Raw genomic sequence first — 19,647 nt, 5'->3', positions numbered from 1 at the left:
CGTAATTCTTCAATTAACTAATCCTCTCCGTTGACACGCCATTCAGCGAACTTTTATCTAGTCACTCATCGCGCCCCCACAACATTACCTAGACCCGATAACGAATGGCCGAACGACCCTGTTTTTATTACCGGGCAATTCACGCCATTTGAACTTTCAGAAACGGATTTCGCTGCAAGGCTTCAAGGAGAGGACTTCATGACCCGCACTTCGCACATCCCCGAACTGGCCGCGCCGAGCCTGGCGCCATTCCAAAACAACGGCATCAACCTTGCGGCAGCGGCCCATCTGCTGGTCGATGTGCCCCCTTATCAGGACATGGACACCGGCGATCTGATCGAACTGTTTTGGGACAACTGCTACGTCGCCTCTCACGTGCTGACAGCACAGGACGTCGCAACCCCAGTCAGCCTGCGAGTGCCGGAAAGCTTCATCGCCAGCGGCTCGTCACGCATCCACTATCGGGTCATGCGGGTGGGTCACGGGCCATCGCTATCGGCAGCCGCGCAGGTCACGGTCAAACTCGACTGCCCCGGCGGACAGCCTCCAGCGCTGTGTGGCGACGAAAACCAGCAACTGGCACCCGTCACGCTGCCCGAAACCATTCGCCGTCAGGGGGTCAACGCGAACCAGATCAGACGCGGTGTGCCGCTGACCATCGAGCCCTATCTGAACATGGCCGAAGGCGACGCCATCACCCTGCGCTGGGGCGATGTGCGGATGGACTTGGCGCGCATCACCCCGGCCGATATCGGCAAGCCGATTCAGGTCTGGGTGCCGCCGGCGATCATCACCGAGGCCGGCGAGGACCTGCGGCTGGACGTGACCTACTGCATCCTCGACCGGGTCGGCAACAACTCGCGCTGGGCGCCGCCGCGAACGCTGAAGATCGGTTGCGTGAACCCCTACCTCAAGGTGCCGCTCAAGGAAACGCTGAAGGCAGCAGAGCCGCGAAAAAAATGAGCATCGACGGTCGGCGAGGGACGAATTCCTTCGCCACCGCACGCTTAACCAGACGGACCACGCCCCCTTCTATACATATTCCTAAAAGTTAGTTTATTTAAATTTTATACGCGCTTAGGGTATATGAACCGGACCACCGGACATTCTTTCGTTCGCCGCACTTTTGCGGCGTTTTTCATGAGATGTGAGGTAGGTAGCATGGTCCGGAACACAATCACCCCAGTGCAGATCGCCAGGGCATTGCGTGCAGCCAAGGAGCGGCACTGATGTCCAGTCTGGCAGACGCAAACGTCCAGAGTGACCTGGACATCGCCCCGTTGTTGTTGCCCGCGCAAGTGCTGCGCAACGACGCTCAAGCCATCAAGGCCGCCCATGAGCTGGCGCAAGTCGCCCGCGTGCAGGCCGCCAAACGTGACCGTCAGCGCAAGCTGCCGTGGTCGGAAATCGAACAGTTCACCCGCAGCGGCCTCGGCAGCATCGCGATTCCGCGCGAGTACGGTGGGCCGCAGGTTTCCTTTGTCACTCTGGCCGAGGTGTTCGCGATCATTTCCGCGGCCGACCCGGCACTGGGACAGATCCCGCAGAACCAGTTCGGCATCATCAACCTGATCCTCGGCAGCGCCACCGAACAGCAGAAAAAACTGCTGTTGCAGAGCGTTCTGGAAGGCTGGCGCATCGGAAACGCCGGGCCTGAGCGCGGCACCAAGGATACCCTGGAACTGAAAGCACGCATCACCGCCGACGGCGATGACTACGTGATCAACGGCCAGAAGTTCTACTCCACCGGCGCACTGTTCGCCCACTGGGTGGCGGTCAAGGCGCTCAACGATGACGGCAAGCAAGTCCTGGCTTTCGTCCGTCGCGGCACACCGGGATTGCGCATCGTCGATGACTGGTCGGGTTTCGGCCAGCGCACCACCGCCAGCGGCACGATCCTGTTGAACAACGTACGGGTCGATGCCGGCCTCGTGGTGGACAACTGGAAGATCAACGAAAAGCCCAATACCCAAGGCGCGGTGTCGCAGCTGATTCAGGCTGCAATCGACGCCGGCATCGCCCGTGGCGCGATCGATGACGCCATCGAATTCGTCAAGACCCGCGCCCGGCCGTGGGTCGACGCCAACGTCGAACGCGCCAGCGACGATCTCTACGTGATCGCCGACATCGGCAAACTGAAAATCGAACTGCACGCTTCCGAAGCGCTGCTGCGCAAGGCCGGGCAAGTGCTGGATCAGGTGCATGCCGCACCGCTGACCGCCGAGTCCGCCGCCCGCGCGTCGATTGCCGTGGCCGAAGCCAAGGTGCTGACCACCGAGATCTCGCTGCTGGCCAGCGAAAAGCTTTTCGAACTGGCCGGCAGCCGCGCCACCCTCGCCGAATTCAACCTCGACCGTCACTGGCGCAACGCCCGGGTGCACACCCTGCACGACCCGGTGCGCTGGAAGTATCACGCGGTCGGCGCCTATCGCCTCAACGGCAAGTTGCCGGCTCGCCATTCCTGGATCTGACGACCAGAACACTTTTGACCAGATCTCTGGAGAAACACATGACTTTTTCCCATCCCGTCGCGGTCATCACCAGCGACGAGCAAGCCCTGATCGTCGCCAGCGACCTGGCCGAAGACTTCCAGCGCGACAGCAACCTGCGCGACCGCGAACGCCGCCTGCCGCTGCCGGAACTCGACGTGTTTTCCCGCTCCGGCCTGTGGGGCATCAGCGTGCCCAAGGAATACGGCGGCGCTGGCGTGTCCAATGTGACCCTGGCCAAAGTCATCGCCCTGATCGCCCGGGCCGATGGCTCGCTGGGGCAGATTCCACAGAACCATTTCTATGCCCTCGAAGTGCTTCGGGTGAACGGCAGCCACGAGCAGAAACAACGGCTGTACGCCGAAGTTCTCGCCGGCCAGCGCTTCGGCAATGCCCTGGCAGAACTGGGCACCAAGACTGCCCATGACCGTGTTACCAGCCTGAAACGCGACGGCAGCGGTTATCGCATCAACGGTCGCAAGTTCTACGCAACCGGCGCCATTTACGCCCAACGCATTCCAACGTCGGTAGTCGATGAAAACGGCGTGCAACAACTGGCCTTCGTCCCGCGCGACAGCAAAGGCCTGACCGTGATCGACGACTGGAGCGGCTTCGGCCAGCGCACCACCGGCAGCGGCTCGGTGGTGTTCGAAGACGTGTACGTCGCCGCCGAAGATGTCATCCCTTTCCAGAGCGCCTTCGAACGCCCGACCCCGGTCGGCCCGCTGGCGCAGATCCTTCACGCCGCCATCGACACCGGCATCGCCCGCGCCGCTTACGAAGATGCGCTGCACTTCGTGCGCAGCAAGACCCGGCCATGGATCGATTCGGGTAACGACAAGGCCACCGAAGACCCGCTGACCCTCAAGAGTTTCGGCCACTTGAGCATTCGCCTGCACGCCACCGAAGCGCTGCTCGAACGCGCCGGCGAATTCCTCGACGCGGCCCAGGCCGAGACCAACGCCGAGACGGTTGCAGCGGCCTCGATTGCCGTCGCCGAAGCACGGGCGATCAGCACCGAAATCTCCCTGGCCGCGGGCAGCACCCTGTTCGAACTCGCCGGCAGCCAGGCCACCCTGATCGAGCACGGCCTCGACCGCCACTGGCGCAACGCCCGGGTGCACACCCTGCACGACCCGGTGCGCTGGAAGTATCACGCGGTGGGCAATTACTACCTCAACGATGAAAACCCTCCGCTGCGGGGGACCATCTGATGAGCAAGAAAAAGATCCTGCTCAATGCGTTCAACATGAATTGCATCGGCCACATCAACCACGGGTTGTGGACGCATCCCCGCGACACCTCGACCCGGTACAAGACCATCGAGTACTGGACCGAACTGGCGCAACTGCTGGAGCGCGGGCTGTTCGACGGGCTGTTCATCGCTGACATCGTCGGCGTGTACGACGTCTATCAGAACTCGGTGGACGTCACCCTGAAAGAGTCGATCCAGCTGCCGGTCAACGATCCGCTGCTGCTGGTATCGGCGATGTCCGCGGTGACCAAAAACCTCGGATTCGGCCTGACCGCCAACCTCACCTACGAGCCGCCGTATCTGTTCGCCCGACGCATGTCGACCCTCGATCATCTGAGCCGTGGACGGGTGGGCTGGAACATCGTCACCGGTTATCTGGACAGCGCCGCCAAGGCCATGGGCCTGAGTGAACAGGTCGAGCACGACCGGCGTTACGACCAGGCCGACGAATACCTCGAAGTGCTCTACAAACTCTGGGAAGGCAGCTGGGAAAACGGCGCGGTGCTCAACGATCCACAGCAGCGGATCTACGCGCAGCCGGACAAGGTACACAAGGTCGAACACAAGGGCGAGTTCTATCAGGTCGAGGGTTATCACCTGTGCGAACCGTCACCGCAGCGCACGCCGGTGCTGTTCCAGGCCGGCAGTTCGGATCGCGGTCTGCTGTTCGCCGGGCGGCATGCCGAGTGCGTGTTCATCAGCGGCCAGAACAAGCCGTCGACCAAGGTGCAGGTGGACAAGGTCCGCGCCAGCGCCGTCGAAGCGGGTCGCAATCCCGAGGACATCAAGGTGTTCATGGGCCTGAACGTGATCGTCGGCGAGACCGAAGACGCGGCCTGGGCCAAGCACGCCGAATACCTGAGCTACGCCAGCGCCGAAGCGGGCGTGGCGCATTTTTCGGCGTCCACCGGGATCGATTTTTCCCAGTACGAAATCGACGAACCGATCCAGTACGTCAAGAGCAACGCGATCCAGTCCGCCACCAAGAACCTGCAGAACAACGACTGGACCCGGCGCAAGTTGCTCGACCAGCACGCCCTCGGCGGGCGCTACATCACCGTGGTCGGCTCGCCGCAGCAAGTGGCGGATGAACTGGAATCGTGGATCGCCGAAACCGGCCTCGACGGCTTCAACCTGACCCGCATCGTCACCCCGGAAAGCTATGTGGATTTCATCGATCTGGTGATTCCGGAACTGCAACGGCGCGGCTCGTACAAGACCGCGTACGACACCGGCAGCCTGCGGGAAAAACTGTTTCACGGCGAAGCGCATTTGCCGCAGCAACACACCGGCGCCCACTACCGACACTAACCCCGGCACTGATCGTTCCCACGCTCTGCGTGGGAATCAGGCTAATTTCACTGACTGGAAAACCACCATGACCAAGAAGCTCCTGTCCCACCCAGTCAAAGCACTGGCCCTGGCCTTCGGCCTGTTCAGCTCGGCGGTGTTCGCCGCCGATGCCCCGTTGAAAATCGGTACCACCGCCGCGTTCGCGATTCCGCTGGAAGCGGCCGTCGAGGAAGCCTCCAAACAAGGCCTGAAAGTCGAGCTGGTGGAGTTCACCGACTGGATCGCGCCGAACGTCAGTCTCGCCGCCGGCGACATCGACGTGAACTACTTCCAGCACATCCCGTTCCTGGAAAACGCCAAGGCCGCCTCCGGTTTCGACCTGGTGCCGTTCGCCCCGGGGATCATCAACAACGTCGGCCTGTACTCGAAGAAATACAAAAGCTTCGACGAGCTGCCGGAAGGCGCCAGCGTCGCCATTGCCAACGACCCGATCAACAGCGGTCGCGGTCTGCAACTGCTGGCCAAGGCCGGTCTGATCACCCTCAAACCGGGCGTCGGCTACAAGGCTACCGAAGACGACATCATCGCCAACCCGAAGAAGATCAAGATCCTGCAAGTCGAAGCCGTGCAATTGGTGCGCGCCTACGATGACGCCGATCTGGTCCAGGGCTACCCGGCCTACATCCGTCTGGCGAAGACGTTCGATGCGGGCTCCGCGCTGCTGTTCGACGGCCTCGACCACAAGGAATACGTGATTCAGTTCGTGATCCAGCCGAAGAGCAAAACCGACCCGCGCCTGATCAAGTTCGTCGACATCTACCAGCATTCGCCGGCCGTTCGCGCCGCACTGGATAAGGCCCACGGCAAGCTGTACCAGGCCGGCTGGGAAAGCTGAGGATGACGGCAGCCATTCAACGGCGACTGGATCTTCCAGAGCCACCCGCGCTGGCACAGCGCACCGAACTGCATCCAGAACTGAACCGCGCCCATGTGCGCTTCGTCGGGCTCGGCAAAACCTACGTCGGCAAACAAGGTCCGGTCGCCGCCCTGCAAGGCATCGACCTGGCGATCCAGCGCGGTGAAGTGTTCGGCATCATCGGCCGCAGTGGCGCCGGCAAGTCGTCGCTGATCCGCACCATCAACCGCCTCGAACAACCGACCTCGGGCCGGGTGCTGATCGATCAGGTGGACATCGGCGAATACGACGAGGATCGCCTGGTCGCCCTGCGCCGGCGGATCGGCATGATCTTCCAGCACTTCAACCTGATGTCGGCGAAAACGGTGTGGCAGAACGTCGAACTGCCACTGAAAGTCGCCGGTGTCCCGAAAGAGCAACGGGAGAAAAAGGTTCGCGAACTGCTGGAACTGGTGGGCCTGCAAGCCAAGCACAAGGCGTATCCGGCGCAGCTGTCCGGCGGGCAGAAACAGCGTGTCGGCATCGCCCGCGCGCTGGTACACGACCCGGACATTCTGTTGTGTGACGAAGCTACTTCGGCCCTCGATCCGGAAACCACCCAGTCGATCCTTGGGCTGCTGCGCGAGATCAACAAACGCCTGGGCCTGACCATCGTGCTGATCACTCACGAGATGGCGGTGATCCGGGAAATCTGCGACCGCGTCGTCGTGCTGGAACATGGCCGCATCGTCGAACAAGGCCCGGTCTGGGAAGTGTTCGGCAACCCGCAGCACGAGGTCAGCCAGACTTTGCTCGCACCGTTGCAGCACGCCTTGCCCGAAGAATTGCAGGGCCGTTTGCAGGCGCAGCCGTCGTCGTCCGATGCTTCAGTTGTGCTGCGTTTGCAGTTCACCGGCAGCCAGCAGGATGAGCCGGATCTGGCCGCGCTGTTCGCCGCGCTCGGTGGCCGGGTGAAATTGCTTCAAGGCGGCGTGGAACGGATTCAGGGCCACGCGCTCGGGCAATTGCTGCTGGCAGTGGCGGGATCAAAGCTGAACGCCGAGGAATTGCGTCAGCGTGCCAGCCAGTGGGCACAACGCACGGAGGTGCTGGGTTATGTGGTTTGATCGCTTGCTGCAGGGTTTTATCGACACGTTTCTGATGGTCGGCGTTTCGTCGCTGATCGCACTGCTGGCGGGTATCCCGATGGCAGTGATTCTGGTCACCAGCGACAAGGGCGGGATCTACGAAGCGCCGGTGCTCAATCGCGCGTTGGGTGCGTTCGTGAACCTGTTTCGCTCGATTCCTTTTCTGATTCTGATGGTCGCGCTGATTCCGTTCACCCGGCTGATCGTCGGCACCACCTACGGCGTCTGGGCAGCCGTCGTGCCGTTGACCATCGCGGCCACACCGTTCTTTGCGCGGATCGCCGAAGTGAGCCTGCGTGAAGTCGACTATGGCCTGATCGAAGCTGCGCAAGCCATGGGCTGCCGGCGCTGGCACATCGTCTGGCATGTGCTGTTGCCCGAGGCGCTGCCGGGGATCGTCGGCGGTTTCACCATCACCCTGGTGACGATGATCAACTCCTCGGCCATGGCCGGAGCGATTGGCGCCGGTGGCCTGGGCGACATCGCCTATCGCTACGGCTATCAGCGCTTCGACAGCCAGATCATGCTGACCGTGATCGTGCTGCTGGTGGCGCTGGTGGCGCTGATTCAACTGGGCGGCGATCGCCTGGCGCGAGGGCTGAACAAGCGCTAGAAAAATCGATGAGCGCTGCCCTCCCCGGCATCAATCATCGATCAGGCTGTCGAGCCACGCGTATTCCGTTTTGCTTCGATGCAGCGCCTGCATGCTTTTTGCCGCGTAAACAATGCTGTCGGCGTTGTTCGCGGCCAAATGCGCGCGCAGCGCCGGATTTGCATTGAACAGGCCGACCGCCGTCTGAAGATCCAGATCGTCGCCGCCCCCCAGATAATCACTGATCCCGAACAGCAGGTTGTCGTGATCGTCCGTAAAAGCGTTCACGTACTCGACTGTCAATCCACCGCGCATGATCACTTCGGAAACACTGCGCTCCGGAATGTCGTAGACGGTCAGCGGCTCCAGACTCAGCAAACCACGCTGGCTGTCACCCAGATAGAAGAAATCCGCGGCGTTGGGACCGATGGTCCTGAAGCGGTCGATGCGGTTGGTGTGCAGCATTTCATGGCCCAGGGACATGCCTAGAATCTCTTGCTGCATGTACTTGCGGTTGAGGAAGAAGCGGCCATGGAAATCCTTCTTGTACATCCAGGCGGCGCTGTTGTTTTCAGTTTCCACTGCGAAGAATTTTTCCTCGCCCCAAGTCCCTTGGTACTCCCTGGAAAGCGCAAGACCTCGCGCCACCGAGTCAGAGAACTGCTGCGCCACGGCCTGGTGCCCTGCGCCAAAAAAACTTTCGTAAACCGCGCTGGCACCGTCGTATTTCAAGCCAATGGCGTGAACGGCATCAGCGAAAACGCTTTCGACCACTCGCAACTCTGTGCGAATCAATGCGGCCTGCTCCGGTGGAAACTGCTTCAGCCCCCGTGCAATCAGCGTGGCTTCCTTTGCAGTCTCGTGCTCGATCGCGTCATCAATACCGGTGTGAACCCGACTGTGCTTTTCCGAATCTTTCCTGATATTGCGGATGAGCTCATCGATGTCGATATCGATGACATTGCCTGCGTCGCCGGATGACCGAGCCCGTTCCGGCGACCATTTCTTGCTGTGCGGATCGAAGAACAGGACCGGTCCCGAAGCCGTCCACTCGGACATCAAGGTCGCGCGATATTCACCGCCTGCTGCGGTTTGCCGAACCTGGACAATCTCGCCGGGGGCGACATCGACGAACGTGCGTCCCTTGATAACCCTCAACCCCAGTGCATCAGGCGCAGGCAGGGTGGCCGGCGCTTTCAGGCGATAGTCCGCAAGCGCCCTGCCCCCGAAACGACCCGACAGGACCTCGGCGGTCGGCAGGGATGAAACAATAACTGCGGCGTCTGGCATATCCGGTTGGCGAAAAGCCTCCACATCCATTTGATCCATGTCCCGAAAACTCTTGTGCGCAGGTTCGTACTCGGGAAAGTCAGCACCGGATCTTTTACGCAGTGCAATGGCGTCTGCCAGGCAGTGGCTGGAGGACGCGGTGGAGGTTTTGCGAGTATTGCCCATGAAAAAATCCTTGTTGAGTAAATCTCCCTGAAAAAATCGGGCAGACATCGCGCTAGTCGTCTATCGCGTGGGCGCTATTGCAACCGATCGGGAACGGTCAGGTGCGGTAAATATGTATTGCACTTGAGCCGGCGTTTTGTGCTTTGTCCGGATCTGGATCCTCTGAACCGCGAAAGCGCTTATAGTCTGCCGATCTTCCTTTCAGCCCATGACGACCATGAAGCAGACCTCTACCGACCTCGAACAGATCACCGCCACCACCCTCGGCCATTACAACTCGGTGGCCGAGGATTTTCGTGAAGGCACCCGCGATCACGATGTCAGCCAGAACATCGACGCCCTGCTGCGGCACATCCAGGCTGAGGCGCCGTTTTCCATTCTCGATTTCGGCTGCGGACCGGGTCGGGACTTGCAGACATTCACCCGGATGGGACACGTCGCCGTCGGCCTCGACGGCGCGGAAAAATTCGCGCAGATGGCGCGGGAAGACAGTGGCTGTGAAGTGTGGTGCCAGGACTTTCTGAAGCTGGATCTGCCGGCAGAACGCTTCGACGGGATCTTCGCCAATGCGGTGCTGTTTCATGTGCCGTTGCAGGAGTTGCCCCGGGTCTTGAAGCAGTTGCACGGGACATTGAAACCGGGCGGCGTGCTGTTCAGCTCCAATCCGCGTGGGGATAACCGTGAAGGCTGGAACGGGCCGCGTTATGGCTCGTATCACGATCTTGAAGCGTGGCGCGGGTTGTTGACCGCTGCCGGGTTCGTCGAGCTGGAACATTACTACCGGCCGGCGGGGCTGCCGCGTGAGCAGCAGCCCTGGCTGGCGAGTGTCTGGCGCAAAATCGTGTAGTTGGCGATGAGCGCAAAGCGCTCGCCTTACTGCGCCTCTTTCTTCGGCTCGCGAATCTTGTACCAGGCCACGTACAGCGCCGGCAGGAACAGCAGCGTCAGCAAGGTCGCAATCACGATCCCGCCAATCATCGCGTAGGCCATCGGCCCCCAGAACACTTCCCGGGCGATCGGGATCATGCCCATGCTCGCCGCGGCGGCGGTCAGCAGGATCGGGCGCCGTCGGTGCTCGGTGGCTTCCACCACCGCATCCCACGGCGCATAACCTTTGCGCTCGAACTCGTCGATCTGGGTCACGAGGATCACCGAGTTGCGGATGATGATGCCGATCAGCGCCAGAATCCCGAGGATCGCCACGAAGCCCATCGGCGTGCCGGTCGGCACCAGCGCCAGCACCACGCCGATCAGTCCCAGCGGCGCGACACTGGCCACCAGGAACAGCTTCTGCACGCTGTGCAGCTGGATCATCAGGAAGGTCGCCATCAGGAACAGCATCAGCGGCAGCACTTTCGCAATCGGCCCTTGGGCCTTGCCACTCTCCTCGACCGTACCGCCGGTGGCGACCTTGTAGCCAACGGGCAGTTTTTCGGCGAATGCGTCGATGGACGGCTTCAACAGTTTCACCAGATCGGTCGGCTGAATCTCGTCGCGCACCGACGCCTTGATGGTGATGGTCGGCAAGCGGTCACGGCGCCACACCAGCGGCTGCTCCAGTTCATACCGAACCGTGGCGAAGGCCAGCAGTGGAATCGACGTGCCATTGGGCGTGACGATCTGCAGGTTCTGCAGGGTTTCCGGCGTACCGCGTTCCGAACTCACCGCGCGACCGACCACGTTGATCAGGTAGATGTCGTCGTTGACCTGGGTCAGCGGCGCGCCACTGACAATGCTGTTCATCAGGTTCGCCACGTCTTCGGACGAGAGCCCGAGCTGGCGCGCCTTGTCCTGGGCGATGTCGATACGCAGGACTTTGCCCGGCTCGTTCCAGTCGTAAATGATCTCGCCGATGTGCTCGTTCTTGTCCAGTTCAGTTGCCAGGTCGATGGCGTGCTTGCGCACCTGATCGATGTCCTTGCCGCTGATCCGGTACTGGATCGGACGCCCCACCGGCGGGCCCATTTCCAGCGCCTGCACGTAACTGCCGATGCCGACGAAGTCCTTGTGCAGCCGTTCGCGCAGACGCTGACTCAGGGCCTCGCGGGCTTCGAAGTCTTTGCTGACGATCACCAGTTGCGCGTAGTACGGGTTCTGCAATTGCTGGTCGAGTGGCAGGTAGAAACGGATCGCACCCTGACCGATGTAGGTGCTCCAGCGCACGATGTCCGCGTCGCCCTTGAGCGTGGCTTCGAGCTTGTCGACGGCCTTGCGGGTCTCGTCGATTGAAGCGTTTTGCGGCAGGTTGAGGTCGACCAGGATTTCCGGTCGATCCGAGGACGGGAAAAACTGATTCTGTACAAACCGCATGCAGAACACCGCCAGCACAAACAACAGCACAGTGATGCCGATGGCCCACCAGCGATTGCGCATGCACCACAGCAAACCGCCATTGAATGCACGACCAACACGCCCCGGTTCGGCTTCATGGGGTTTCACGTTGGTGCTGAGAATGTGCACGCCAATCACCGGGGCGAAGAACACCGCCACGATCCAGGACACGATCATCGCCACGGCAATCACCGCGAACAGCGTGTAGGTGTACTCGCCGGCAGAACTGGCGTTGAGACCGATGGGGACGAAACCGGCGACCGTCACCAGCGTACCGGTGAGCATCGGGAACGCGGTCGAGGTGTAGGCGAATGTCGCCGCCTCCTCCTTGCTCTCGCCCATTTCCAGGCGCGTGACCATCATTTCCACGGTGATCATCGCGTCGTCCACCAACAGGCCGAGGGCAATGATCAGAGCGCCAAGGGAAATCCGCTGCATGGTGATGCCGCTGTATTCCATGAACACGAACACCATCGCCAGCACCAGCGGGATCGAGCACGCCACCACCAGCCCGGCGCGCACGCCGAGGCTGATGAAGCTGACCACCAGCACGATCACCACCGCTTCGAACAACGCACTGGTGAAGCCGCCAACTGCTTCCTCCACCACCACTGCCTGATCGGACACCGTGTGTACGCCCACGCCAACCGGCAGATCTGCGGTCAGTTCATCGATGCGCTTATGCAGGGCCTTGCCGAACTCCTGGACGTTGCCGCCCTTCTGCATGGCAATCGCCAGACCGATCGCCGGCTTGCCGTCGAAACGGAATTCCGGTGTGGCCGGGTCGACGTAACCACGGGTGATGTCGGCCACGTCCGCCAGACGATAGAAACGGTCGTTGAGTTTGAGATTGACCTCGGCCAGGTCTTTCTCCGAAGCGAACTGCCCCGAAGTCCGCACGGAAATCCGCTCGGGCCCCGCCTCGATGACACCGGCCGGAGTCACCGCGTTCTGCGATTGCAGGCTCTGCACCACCTGACGCTGATCAATGCCCAGCGCCGCGAGTTTGCGGGTCGAGAAGTTCAGATAGATCACTTCGTCCTGCTGGCCGATCATTTCGATCTTGCCCAGCCCCGGCACATTGCGGATCTCGGCCCGCGCCTGTTCCACGTAATCGCGCAACTGACGCATGGTCAGGCCGTCGGCGGTGAAGGCGTAGACCGAGCCGAACACGTCACCGAATTCGTCGTTGAATCCCGGCCCCTGAATGCCTTGCGGAAATTGCCCGCGAATATCGTCGATCTTCTTGCGCACCTGGTACCAGATTTCCGGAATGTCCTTGGCGCTGGTGGTGTCGCGCAGGTACACGTACACCGTCGATTCGCCGGGGCGCGTGTAGCTTTTCACGTAGTCGAGGGAGTCGAGTTCTTCGAGTTTTTTCTCGATGCGGTCGGTGACCTGCTTGAGGGTTTCCTCCTGGGTCGCGCCCGGCCATTTGGTCTGGATCACCATGGTCTTGATAGTGAACGACGGGTCTTCCTCGCGCCCCAGATTGAAGTAGGAGAACACCCCCATGAGCAACGCGACGAACATCAGATACCAGACGAAAGACTGATGCTTGAGGGCCCATTCGGAGAGATTGAAAGAGCCTTTCATTGACTGTCCTCGTCAAGTTTCACGGATTGTCCGGGTTTGAGACTGTTGACGCCGGCGCTGACCACACGCTCGCCGTTCTTCACGCCCCCTGCGAGCACCACGCTGCTGTCGGTGCGGCTGATCACGCTGACGTCGCGCGGGTTGACGGTCTTGCTTTGGGTGTCGATGACCCAGATTCGCGGTTTCCCGTCGACCTCCTGCAACGCCGTGGCTGGCAATTCGATACGCGGCTTGATCGCCGAGCTGAGGGTGACGCTGATCGCCGTGCCGAGGCGGAAGCCGTCAGGCGTGTTGGCCAGGGTCAGCCGTGCGCGTCGGGTGCGTGTCGCACTTTGTGCCTGCGGTTCGATCTCGCGCAGGGTGGCCGTGGTGTTAATGCTCGGATCGAGTTGTCCGGCCACCAGAAACACAACGTCGGACGGGATTTCATCGACCAGAGTGTCCGGCAGATCGATCACGGCTTCCTTGATGTCCGGTTGCGCCAGGGTCACCACTTGCTGGCCCGCCGTCACCACTTGCCCGGCCTCGGCGTTCCACGCGGTGACCACGGCTTTGTGATCGGAGCGCAGCTCGGTGTAGTCGAGTTGATCCTTGCTTTGATTGACCGCCGCCCGCGCCTGATCCAGCGAGGCCTGGGTGGTTTTCAGGTCCGTCATGGCAATGTCCAGTTGCGCCTGCGCCCCGACGCCACGGTCGAACAGCGCTTGCTGACGGCGGGCATTGGCCTGGGCGTTGATCAGTTGTGCCTGAACCTTGGCCAGGTCGCCCTGGGCCGAACGCAGCTGGTTCTGCTGATCGGACGGATCGAGGGTGGCGAGCAGCGTGCCCTTCTGCACCTCGGTACCGACGTCGACGTTGCGGCTGGCAATGCGCCCGCCGACACGAAAACCGGTGTTGCTTTCATAGCGCGCCTGAATGCTGCCGGCGAAACGCCCGAGGTTTTCCTCGCTCATGGCTTCGACCTTGACCGACAACACCGGCCGTACCGGTTCCGGCGGTGGCTCGCTTTTCGAGCAGGCGGCCAGCAACACGCCAATGGATAACAGCCCCAGACGCTTCATGGCTGTGCTCCCGGTTGCAGATCCTTGTAGGTGTTTTCGGCAATTTCGACCTTCATGCCCGGATGCAGCAACTGCCCACCCGCAACAATGACTTTTTCCCCGCCCTTGAGGCCCTCGCTGATGATGACCTTGCCGATCAGGTAGCGGCTGACGGTGACGTTGTGCAACTGCGCTTCACCTTTATCGTCGACCATCCACACCGCCGGATCGCTGACGTTCTTGGTCAGCGCCGACCACGGTAATTCAACCGCCGACTTGCCGGTGCCCTTGGCCGTGGCGCTCACCACTGAGCCCAGTTGCATCCCCTGCGGCAGGCTGTCGAGGCTGACCTTGACCTGCACCGTGCCGGACTGCGCAGACACCGCCGGGGTGATTTCACGCACGGTGCCGGTGGTCTTGATGGCGGGGTTGTCGAGCAGACTGACGACGATCGAACGCTCCGCCGGCCGTTCGGCCAGCAGGGATTCGTAAACATTGAACACGGCGTCACGGTCGCCGTCCCGGGCCAAGCTGAAAATCGGTGCCGTGGCCTGAACCACCTGGCCGACTTCAGCCTGACGCTCAGTGATGACGCCCGGCGCATCGGCAATCAGCGAGGTGTAGCTCAGTTGATCCTTGGCATTGGCCAACTGCGCCTGGGCCGCACTCAAGGCACTCTGGCTGCTGCGCAAGGCGGCCTGCGCCGAATCGTATTCGCTCTGGCTGGTGTAGCCCTTGGGCAACAGTTTCTGCTGGCGGACGAACGCGGCGGCGCTCTGTTTGACCCGCGCCTGCTCGGCCACCACCTGGGCCTGGGCGGAATCGACGTTGGTCTGCAAATCCTTCGGATCGAGCTTGGCCAGCACTTGTTTGGCCGAGACCCGGTCACCGACATCGACCATGCGCTGGATGATCTTGCCGCCGACCCGGAACGACAGTTCGGTCTGCACGCGGGCCTGAACATCGCCGGTGAGGGTCACAGCGGCGGCGTAATTGGCGGGGTTGACCTCCTGCACGAAGACCCGGGGCAGGTATTCGGCGGGGGCCTTTTTCTCGCCGCACGCGCTCAACAAAGCGAACAGACTCAGCATGACCGCTGTTTTCAATCCGGGACTCGCCATGCAGACTCCTTCCTGTGTACGAACGTGCAAGTGACGATACGACTATGAGCTTAGAACAGGGTTCAACCTTCGTCCGGGCGATATATGCATTTCTGTGCAGCGAGTATCCTGACCCGGATTTCGGGGCACTCAAGAAGGATTTTCATGCTCAAGACCCTCGCGGTGGCCAATTACCGCTCGATCAATAAATTGGTAATCCCGCTGGGCCGTCTGAACCTGATCACCGGCCCCAACGGCAGCGGCAAGTCCAACCTTTACCGGGCGCTGCGGCTGTTGGCGGAAACCGCTCAGGGCGGCGTGGTCAATGCGTTGGCCCGAGAGGGTGGGCTCGACTCGACCTTCTGGGCCGGGCCGGAAACCATCAGCCGTCGCATGCGCAACGGTGAAGTGCCGATCCAGTCCACGGTGCGCCAAGGTGTCAAACGCCTGCGTCTGGGCTTTGCCGGGGAAGATTTCAGCTATTCGATCGCCCTGGGATTGCCGGAGCCAAGCCTCTCGTTCTTTTCCCTCGACCCGGAAATCAAAAAGGAATGCATCTGGGCCGGGCCGCTCTATCGTCCGGCCAGCCTGCTGGTGGATCGCGACGGGCCGATGATCCGTGCCCGTGAAGGTCGTGGCTGGGATGTTCTGGCGCAATACACGCCGAACTTCGACAGCCTGTTCGATCAGGTCGGCAGCCTGCGCACCTCGCCGGAAGTGTTCCAGATGCGCGAGTTCATCCGCCGCTGGCGCTTCTACGATCACTTTCGCAGCGACGCCGACGCCCCGGTACGCCAGCCGCAACTGGGCACGCGCACGCCGGTGCTGCACCACGACGGGCGCGATCTGGCAGCGGCGTTGCAGACCATCCGCGAGATCGGCGATCCCGAGGCGTTGCAGGCGGCGATCAGCGACGCCTTTCCCGGCGCACGGCTGAATATCGCACCGCTGGCGGGCGGACGCTTTGCCATCGAGTTTTTTCAGGAAGGATTGCTGCGGCCGTTGTCGGCGGCGGAACTGTCGGATGGCACGTTGCGCTATCTGCTGCTGGTCGCCGCGCTGCTGACGCCACGCCCGCCATCGCTGATGGTGCTGAACGAGCCGGAAACCAGCCTGCATCCGGACCTGCTGCCAGCGCTGGCGCGCTTGATCATCCGCGTGTCGGAGCAGTGTCAGGTGTGGGTGGTGTCCCATGCCCGGCGCTTGATTTCGGCGTTGCAGGAAGACCCGGAATGCAATTGCATCGTGCTGGAAAAAAACCTCGGCCAGACGGGGATCGTCGGGCAGAGGATTCTGGATGAGCCGGCGTGGAATTGGCCTGATTAGCCTCACACTCTCGATCCCACACCGTATCTGATCGTTCCCACGCTCTGCGTGGGAATGCCTCTGGGGACGCTCCGCGTCCAGTGACGCGGAGCGTCACGGGCTGCATTCCCACGCGGAGCGTGGGAACGATCATCTGTCAGGGAGTTAACCCTGCCACTTCCCGCCTTCAACAATCACGCTCTCTGGCTTGGTGTCATCACTCAGCTCTTTGCGCACATATTGGTCATACAGCTTGAGCAGGTATTTCTCTTCGCCCAGCTTGGCCAGTTCGGTGTTCACCCAGTCGCGCAATTCGATATTGCCCTTCTTCACCGCCGGGGCAATCGGCGCTTCGGCGCCAAGTTTTTCGTCCAGCACGCGGTAGCCCGGGTTCTGCTTGGCCCAGCTGAACAGCACCAGATTGTCCTGCGCGTAGGCATCGCCACGGCCGTTGGCCAGGGCTTGCAGGGACTCGGAGTTTTTCTCGAACTTCAGCAGTTTCCAGTCCGGGTGGTTCTTGGTCAGCCAGATATCGGCGGTAGTGCCGGTGGTGACGATGGTGGTGCGGGTCGCCAGGTCATCCAGTTTCTTCACTTCGCTGCCTTGGGGCACCAACGCCTGCACCGCGACCTTGAGGTTCGGATTGGTGAATTCCACCGCTTCCTTGCGCTCCGGGGTCACGGTCATGTTGGCGAGGATCAGGTCGACCTTGTCGCTTTGCAGGAACGGAATGCGGCTCGCCGGCTCGACGGCCACGAACTCGACCTTGTTTTCGTCGCCCAGCAGATCCTTGGCGAATTGACGGCCGATGTCGGTATCGAAGCCGACGTAACGCCCCGCTTCGTTGACGAAACCGAACGGCGGTTTGTCGGTGAATACGCCAACGATCAGTTTGTCGCGGGCCTTGATCTTGTCCAGGTAACCGGCCGGCGCGGTGCTTTCGCTGGCGACTTTCGGCTTGGCCGGTTCTTCGGTCTTGTTGCAGCCGGCCAGCAGCGCAAGGCTGATCAGCGGTAAAGCAAATAGGGCTTTGGCAGTTTTCATGGCAGTTCCAGTTCCTTGGGTTGAGTCGTTTTGGGCGAAGTCGTTGAAGGCAGTGCTTCAACGTAGGAGAACTTCTCCAGGAACTGCTGCGCGCGTGCGGTTTGCGGGTTCGTAAAGAAAAGCTCGGGCGGGTTCTGTTCAAGGATGCGCCCGGCATCCATGAACACGATGCGATCGGCCACCGCGCGGGCGAAGGCCATTTCGTGGGTGACGATAAGCAGGGTCATGCCTTCGCGGGCCAGGCCCTGAATCACTTCCAGCACTTCCTTGACCATCTCCGGATCAAGGGCGGCGGTGACTTCGTCGAAGAGCATGACCCGCGGGTTCATGCACAACGAGCGGACGATGGCGATGCGTTGCTGCTGGCCGCCGGAGAGCTGGCGCGGGAAGGCGTCGCGCTTGTCCGCCAAGCCTACGCGTTCGAGCAACGCTTCAGCTTGCTGCTGTGCTTCGCGGCGTTCGCGTTTCTGCACTTTGAGCGGGCCGAGCAGCAAATTGTCGAGCACGCTCATGTGCGGAAACAGGTGATAACTCTGGAACACCATGCCGATCTGCTGACGCACTTCGCGCCAGTCGGTGGCCTTGTCCAGCAATTCGCGGCCGGCGAATTTCAGAGAGCCACTGTGGGCGGTTTCCAGACCATTGAGGCAACGCAGCAGGGTGCTTTTGCCGCAGCCGCTGGGGCCGAGGATGACGATGACTTCGCCGGATTTCACTTGCAGGTCGATGCCCTTGAGCACCTGCTGTTCGCCGAAGAATTTGTTGAAGCCCTGAAACTCGATCAATGCGCTCATGCTTGCGTCCAGCGCCGCTCCAGCACGCGCGAGGCGGCCGACAGCGGATAGCAGATGAAAAAGAAAAACAGGAACAGCGCGCCGTAGATCAGCACTGATTCGTAGGTGCGCTCGATGATCTGCTGACCGACCTTGATCACATCGACAACGCCGATCAGCACCGCCAGCGAACTGGTCTTGATGATCCGCGTGTAGACGTTGATGGTCGGTGGCGTCATGCGTTTCAGCGCCTGGGGCAACAGCACGTAACCGTAGAGCTGCGCCGCGTTAAGACCGATCGACAGCCCCGCCTCACGCTGCCCGCGCGGCAACGAATGCAACGCACCGCGCGCCACTTCGCCCACCTCGCTGGCGCCCCACAGCGACAGCACCAGCACCGCACACCAGAAGCTCGGCAGGCTCAGGCCGAAAAAAATCGGCAGGCCGAAAAACAGCAGGTACAACCAGACCAGCACCGGGATCGCCCGGAACAGCTCCAGATAGATCCGCAGCAGCGCGTTCAGCCACGTCACGTTGAGCGTGCGCAGCACGCCGTAGAGCACGCCGCCGACGGTGCTGATGGCGATGCTCAGGAACGAGATCGACAGGGTTTGCCCGGCGCCTTTTGCCAACTGCGGCAACGACACCCAGAGCAGTTCAAGACCCGAACTGGCCATGCTGGAGCCTCCTTTCCAGACGGCTCAACAGCAGCGACAGCGGCAGGAACAACATCACGCAGATCAGCGTCAGCACGGCGAGCATTTCGTAGGTCTTGTAGTAGAGCGCGATGTAGCTTTTGGTGGTGTAGAGAATTTCCGGCACCGCCACGGCCGAGACCACGGTGGTCTCCTTGAGCAGGAAAATGAAGTTGGCGAACAGCGACGGCAGGCTGAGGATTCCGGCTTGCGGCAGGATCACGTAGCGCAGCAACTGGCCGTGGGACAAGCCGATGGAGCGACCGGATTCCAGTTGCGCCTGAGGCACCGCATCGACGCCGGCGCGCAGCACTTCGGTGAGGTAGGCGCCGCCGAGAAAAGTCATGGTGATGATCGCCGCAGTGAAACCGGAAACCTTGATCCCCAGCGCCGGCAGCGCGAAGTAGACGAAGAACAACTGGATCAGCAGCGGCGTGTTGCGCGCCAGCTCCACATACAGCCCGACCAGTTTTTGCAGGTAAGGCGTGCGGAACACCAGAATCGTCGCATTGAGCAATGCCACCAGCAGCGAGGTGCCAATGGCGATCAAACCGACCTGCAGCGTCACGCCCACGGCTTTGAGAAACGCCGGCAGGGTGCTGAGGATAAATGCGTAATCGAAGGTCATGAAACATC

Annotated in this window: 17 protein-coding genes; 9 read left to right on the top strand and 8 right to left on the bottom strand. The window is 61.4% G+C overall.

The window, feature by feature from the left end; all coding sequences use genetic code 11:
• Positions 1-198: 198 nt before the first annotated feature.
• The 7 genes from LOY31_RS01230 to LOY31_RS01200 all read left to right on the top strand — a co-directional run bounded on the left by LOY31_RS01230 (position 199) and on the right by LOY31_RS01200 (position 7,693).
• Entirely contained in the window at positions 199-963 is a 765-nt protein-coding gene (locus tag LOY31_RS01230) for a hypothetical protein (RefSeq protein ID WP_221533595.1), read from the top strand.
• A gap of 266 nt (positions 964-1,229) precedes the next feature.
• Positions 1,230-2,471, top strand: coding sequence for an SfnB family sulfur acquisition oxidoreductase (locus LOY31_RS01225; RefSeq protein ID WP_258712728.1), 1,242 nt, complete (start codon positions 1,230-1,232; stop codon positions 2,469-2,471).
• Between the two features lie 38 nt (positions 2,472-2,509).
• Complete coding sequence (locus LOY31_RS01220; RefSeq protein ID WP_221533594.1) at positions 2,510-3,703, top strand: SfnB family sulfur acquisition oxidoreductase; 1,194 nt, start codon at positions 2,510-2,512, stop codon at positions 3,701-3,703.
• Positions 3,703-5,055, top strand: a complete 1,353-nt coding sequence (locus tag LOY31_RS01215) for an LLM class flavin-dependent oxidoreductase (protein WP_085608598.1) — start codon at positions 3,703-3,705, stop codon at positions 5,053-5,055. Before LOY31_RS01220 ends, LOY31_RS01215 begins: the two co-directional genes overlap by 1 nt.
• 67 nt (positions 5,056-5,122) lie before the next feature.
• Positions 5,123-5,932: a MetQ/NlpA family ABC transporter substrate-binding protein gene (locus LOY31_RS01210; protein WP_134825125.1), complete on the top strand. Its 810-nt coding sequence runs from the start codon at positions 5,123-5,125 to the stop codon at positions 5,930-5,932.
• 2 nt (positions 5,933-5,934) lie between these two features.
• Entirely contained in the window at positions 5,935-7,059 is a 1,125-nt protein-coding gene (locus LOY31_RS01205; RefSeq protein WP_258712727.1) for a methionine ABC transporter ATP-binding protein, read from the top strand.
• Positions 7,049-7,693, top strand: a complete 645-nt coding sequence (locus LOY31_RS01200) for a methionine ABC transporter permease (protein WP_007952752.1) — start codon at positions 7,049-7,051, stop codon at positions 7,691-7,693. Before LOY31_RS01205 ends, LOY31_RS01200 begins: the two co-directional genes overlap by 11 nt.
• Before the next feature lie 30 nt (positions 7,694-7,723).
• On the opposite strand, the gene LOY31_RS01195 is transcribed toward LOY31_RS01200, so the two are convergent.
• Positions 7,724-9,127 carry a hypothetical protein gene (locus LOY31_RS01195; protein WP_258712726.1) on the bottom strand — a complete coding sequence of 468 codons (1,404 nt, stop codon included), beginning with the start codon at positions 9,125-9,127 and terminating at the stop codon, positions 7,724-7,726.
• A gap of 217 nt (positions 9,128-9,344) precedes the next feature.
• On the opposite strand from LOY31_RS01195, the gene LOY31_RS01190 reads away from it, so the two are divergent.
• Entirely contained in the window at positions 9,345-9,974 is a 630-nt protein-coding gene (locus tag LOY31_RS01190; protein WP_085608594.1) for a bifunctional 2-polyprenyl-6-hydroxyphenol methylase/3-demethylubiquinol 3-O-methyltransferase UbiG, read from the top strand.
• A 26-nt stretch (positions 9,975-10,000) separates the two neighbouring features.
• Here the strand turns inward: LOY31_RS01190 and LOY31_RS01185 are convergent, their stop codons facing one another.
• From LOY31_RS01185 to LOY31_RS01175, 3 genes are read right to left on the bottom strand one after another with little or no spacing between them, the layout of a single operon-like run.
• Positions 10,001-13,054, bottom strand: coding sequence for an efflux RND transporter permease subunit (locus tag LOY31_RS01185; protein ID WP_258712725.1), 3,054 nt, complete (start codon positions 13,052-13,054; stop codon positions 10,001-10,003).
• Positions 13,051-14,115: an efflux RND transporter periplasmic adaptor subunit gene (locus LOY31_RS01180; protein WP_127796597.1), complete on the bottom strand. Its 1,065-nt coding sequence runs from the start codon at positions 14,113-14,115 to the stop codon at positions 13,051-13,053. Before LOY31_RS01180 ends, LOY31_RS01185 begins: the two co-directional genes overlap by 4 nt.
• The gene (locus LOY31_RS01175; RefSeq protein ID WP_085608591.1) at positions 14,112-15,215 is read right to left on the bottom strand and encodes an efflux RND transporter periplasmic adaptor subunit; all 1,104 of its coding nucleotides are present in this window, start codon (positions 15,213-15,215) and stop codon (positions 14,112-14,114) included. Before LOY31_RS01175 ends, LOY31_RS01180 begins: the two co-directional genes overlap by 4 nt.
• A 144-nt stretch (positions 15,216-15,359) precedes the next feature.
• Here LOY31_RS01175 and LOY31_RS01170 point away from each other — a divergent pair, with 144 nt between their 5' ends.
• Positions 15,360-16,520, top strand: coding sequence for an AAA family ATPase (locus LOY31_RS01170; RefSeq protein ID WP_085608590.1), 1,161 nt, complete (start codon positions 15,360-15,362; stop codon positions 16,518-16,520).
• Positions 16,521-16,664: 144 nt separating this feature from the next.
• On the opposite strand, the gene LOY31_RS01165 is transcribed toward LOY31_RS01170, so the two are convergent.
• Genes LOY31_RS01165 through LOY31_RS01150 form a run of 4 tightly spaced genes read right to left on the bottom strand, consistent with a single transcriptional unit; the run spans position 16,665 to position 19,639 of the window.
• On the bottom strand, positions 16,665-17,543 hold the full coding sequence (locus LOY31_RS01165; RefSeq protein WP_007952765.1) for a transporter substrate-binding domain-containing protein: 879 nt from the start codon (positions 17,541-17,543) through the stop codon (positions 16,665-16,667).
• Positions 17,540-18,337, bottom strand: a complete 798-nt coding sequence (locus LOY31_RS01160) for an amino acid ABC transporter ATP-binding protein (RefSeq protein ID WP_258712724.1) — start codon at positions 18,335-18,337, stop codon at positions 17,540-17,542. Before LOY31_RS01160 ends, LOY31_RS01165 begins: the two co-directional genes overlap by 4 nt.
• Positions 18,334-18,993, bottom strand: a complete 660-nt coding sequence (locus LOY31_RS01155; protein ID WP_007952770.1) for an amino acid ABC transporter permease — start codon at positions 18,991-18,993, stop codon at positions 18,334-18,336. Before LOY31_RS01155 ends, LOY31_RS01160 begins: the two co-directional genes overlap by 4 nt.
• Positions 18,974-19,639, bottom strand: coding sequence for an amino acid ABC transporter permease (locus LOY31_RS01150; protein WP_258712723.1), 666 nt, complete (start codon positions 19,637-19,639; stop codon positions 18,974-18,976). Before LOY31_RS01150 ends, LOY31_RS01155 begins: the two co-directional genes overlap by 20 nt.
• Between the last annotated feature and the right edge of the window lie 8 nt (positions 19,640-19,647).

This window comes from Pseudomonas sp. B21-021 (genome assembly GCF_024749205.1).
In the GTDB taxonomy this organism is placed as follows: domain Bacteria; phylum Pseudomonadota; class Gammaproteobacteria; order Pseudomonadales; family Pseudomonadaceae; genus Aquipseudomonas; species Aquipseudomonas paraglycinae.
Note: the sequence above shows the minus strand (reverse complement) of the source record. Positions and strands in the feature narration are given on the sequence as shown.

Bases quoted from the DNA above. Each gene is read 5' to 3' on its own strand.
- LOY31_RS01155 (WP_007952770.1), bottom strand. From the start codon at position 18,993: ATGGCCAGTTCGGGTCTTGAACTGCTCTGGGTGTCGTTGCCGCAGTTG.
- LOY31_RS01190 (WP_085608594.1), top strand. From the start codon at position 9,345: ATGAAGCAGACCTCTACCGACCTCGAACAGATCACCGCCACCACCCTC.
- LOY31_RS01150 (WP_258712723.1), bottom strand. From the start codon at position 19,639: ATGACCTTCGATTACGCATTTATCCTCAGCACCCTGCCGGCGTTTCTC.
- LOY31_RS01205 (WP_258712727.1), top strand. From the start codon at position 5,935: ATGACGGCAGCCATTCAACGGCGACTGGATCTTCCAGAGCCACCCGCG.
- LOY31_RS01200 (WP_007952752.1), top strand. From the start codon at position 7,049: ATGTGGTTTGATCGCTTGCTGCAGGGTTTTATCGACACGTTTCTGATG.
- LOY31_RS01195 (WP_258712726.1), bottom strand. From the start codon at position 9,127: ATGGGCAATACTCGCAAAACCTCCACCGCGTCCTCCAGCCACTGCCTG.
- LOY31_RS01185 (WP_258712725.1), bottom strand. From the start codon at position 13,054: ATGAAAGGCTCTTTCAATCTCTCCGAATGGGCCCTCAAGCATCAGTCT.
- LOY31_RS01175 (WP_085608591.1), bottom strand. From the start codon at position 15,215: ATGGCGAGTCCCGGATTGAAAACAGCGGTCATGCTGAGTCTGTTCGCT.
- LOY31_RS01210 (WP_134825125.1), top strand. From the start codon at position 5,123: ATGACCAAGAAGCTCCTGTCCCACCCAGTCAAAGCACTGGCCCTGGCC.
- LOY31_RS01220 (WP_221533594.1), top strand. From the start codon at position 2,510: ATGACTTTTTCCCATCCCGTCGCGGTCATCACCAGCGACGAGCAAGCC.
- LOY31_RS01160 (WP_258712724.1), bottom strand. From the start codon at position 18,337: ATGAGCGCATTGATCGAGTTTCAGGGCTTCAACAAATTCTTCGGCGAA.
- LOY31_RS01170 (WP_085608590.1), top strand. From the start codon at position 15,360: ATGCTCAAGACCCTCGCGGTGGCCAATTACCGCTCGATCAATAAATTG.
- LOY31_RS01180 (WP_127796597.1), bottom strand. From the start codon at position 14,115: ATGAAGCGTCTGGGGCTGTTATCCATTGGCGTGTTGCTGGCCGCCTGC.
- LOY31_RS01230 (WP_221533595.1), top strand. From the start codon at position 199: ATGACCCGCACTTCGCACATCCCCGAACTGGCCGCGCCGAGCCTGGCG.
- LOY31_RS01225 (WP_258712728.1), top strand. From the start codon at position 1,230: ATGTCCAGTCTGGCAGACGCAAACGTCCAGAGTGACCTGGACATCGCC.
- LOY31_RS01215 (WP_085608598.1), top strand. From the start codon at position 3,703: ATGAGCAAGAAAAAGATCCTGCTCAATGCGTTCAACATGAATTGCATC.
- LOY31_RS01165 (WP_007952765.1), bottom strand. From the start codon at position 17,543: ATGAAAACTGCCAAAGCCCTATTTGCTTTACCGCTGATCAGCCTTGCG.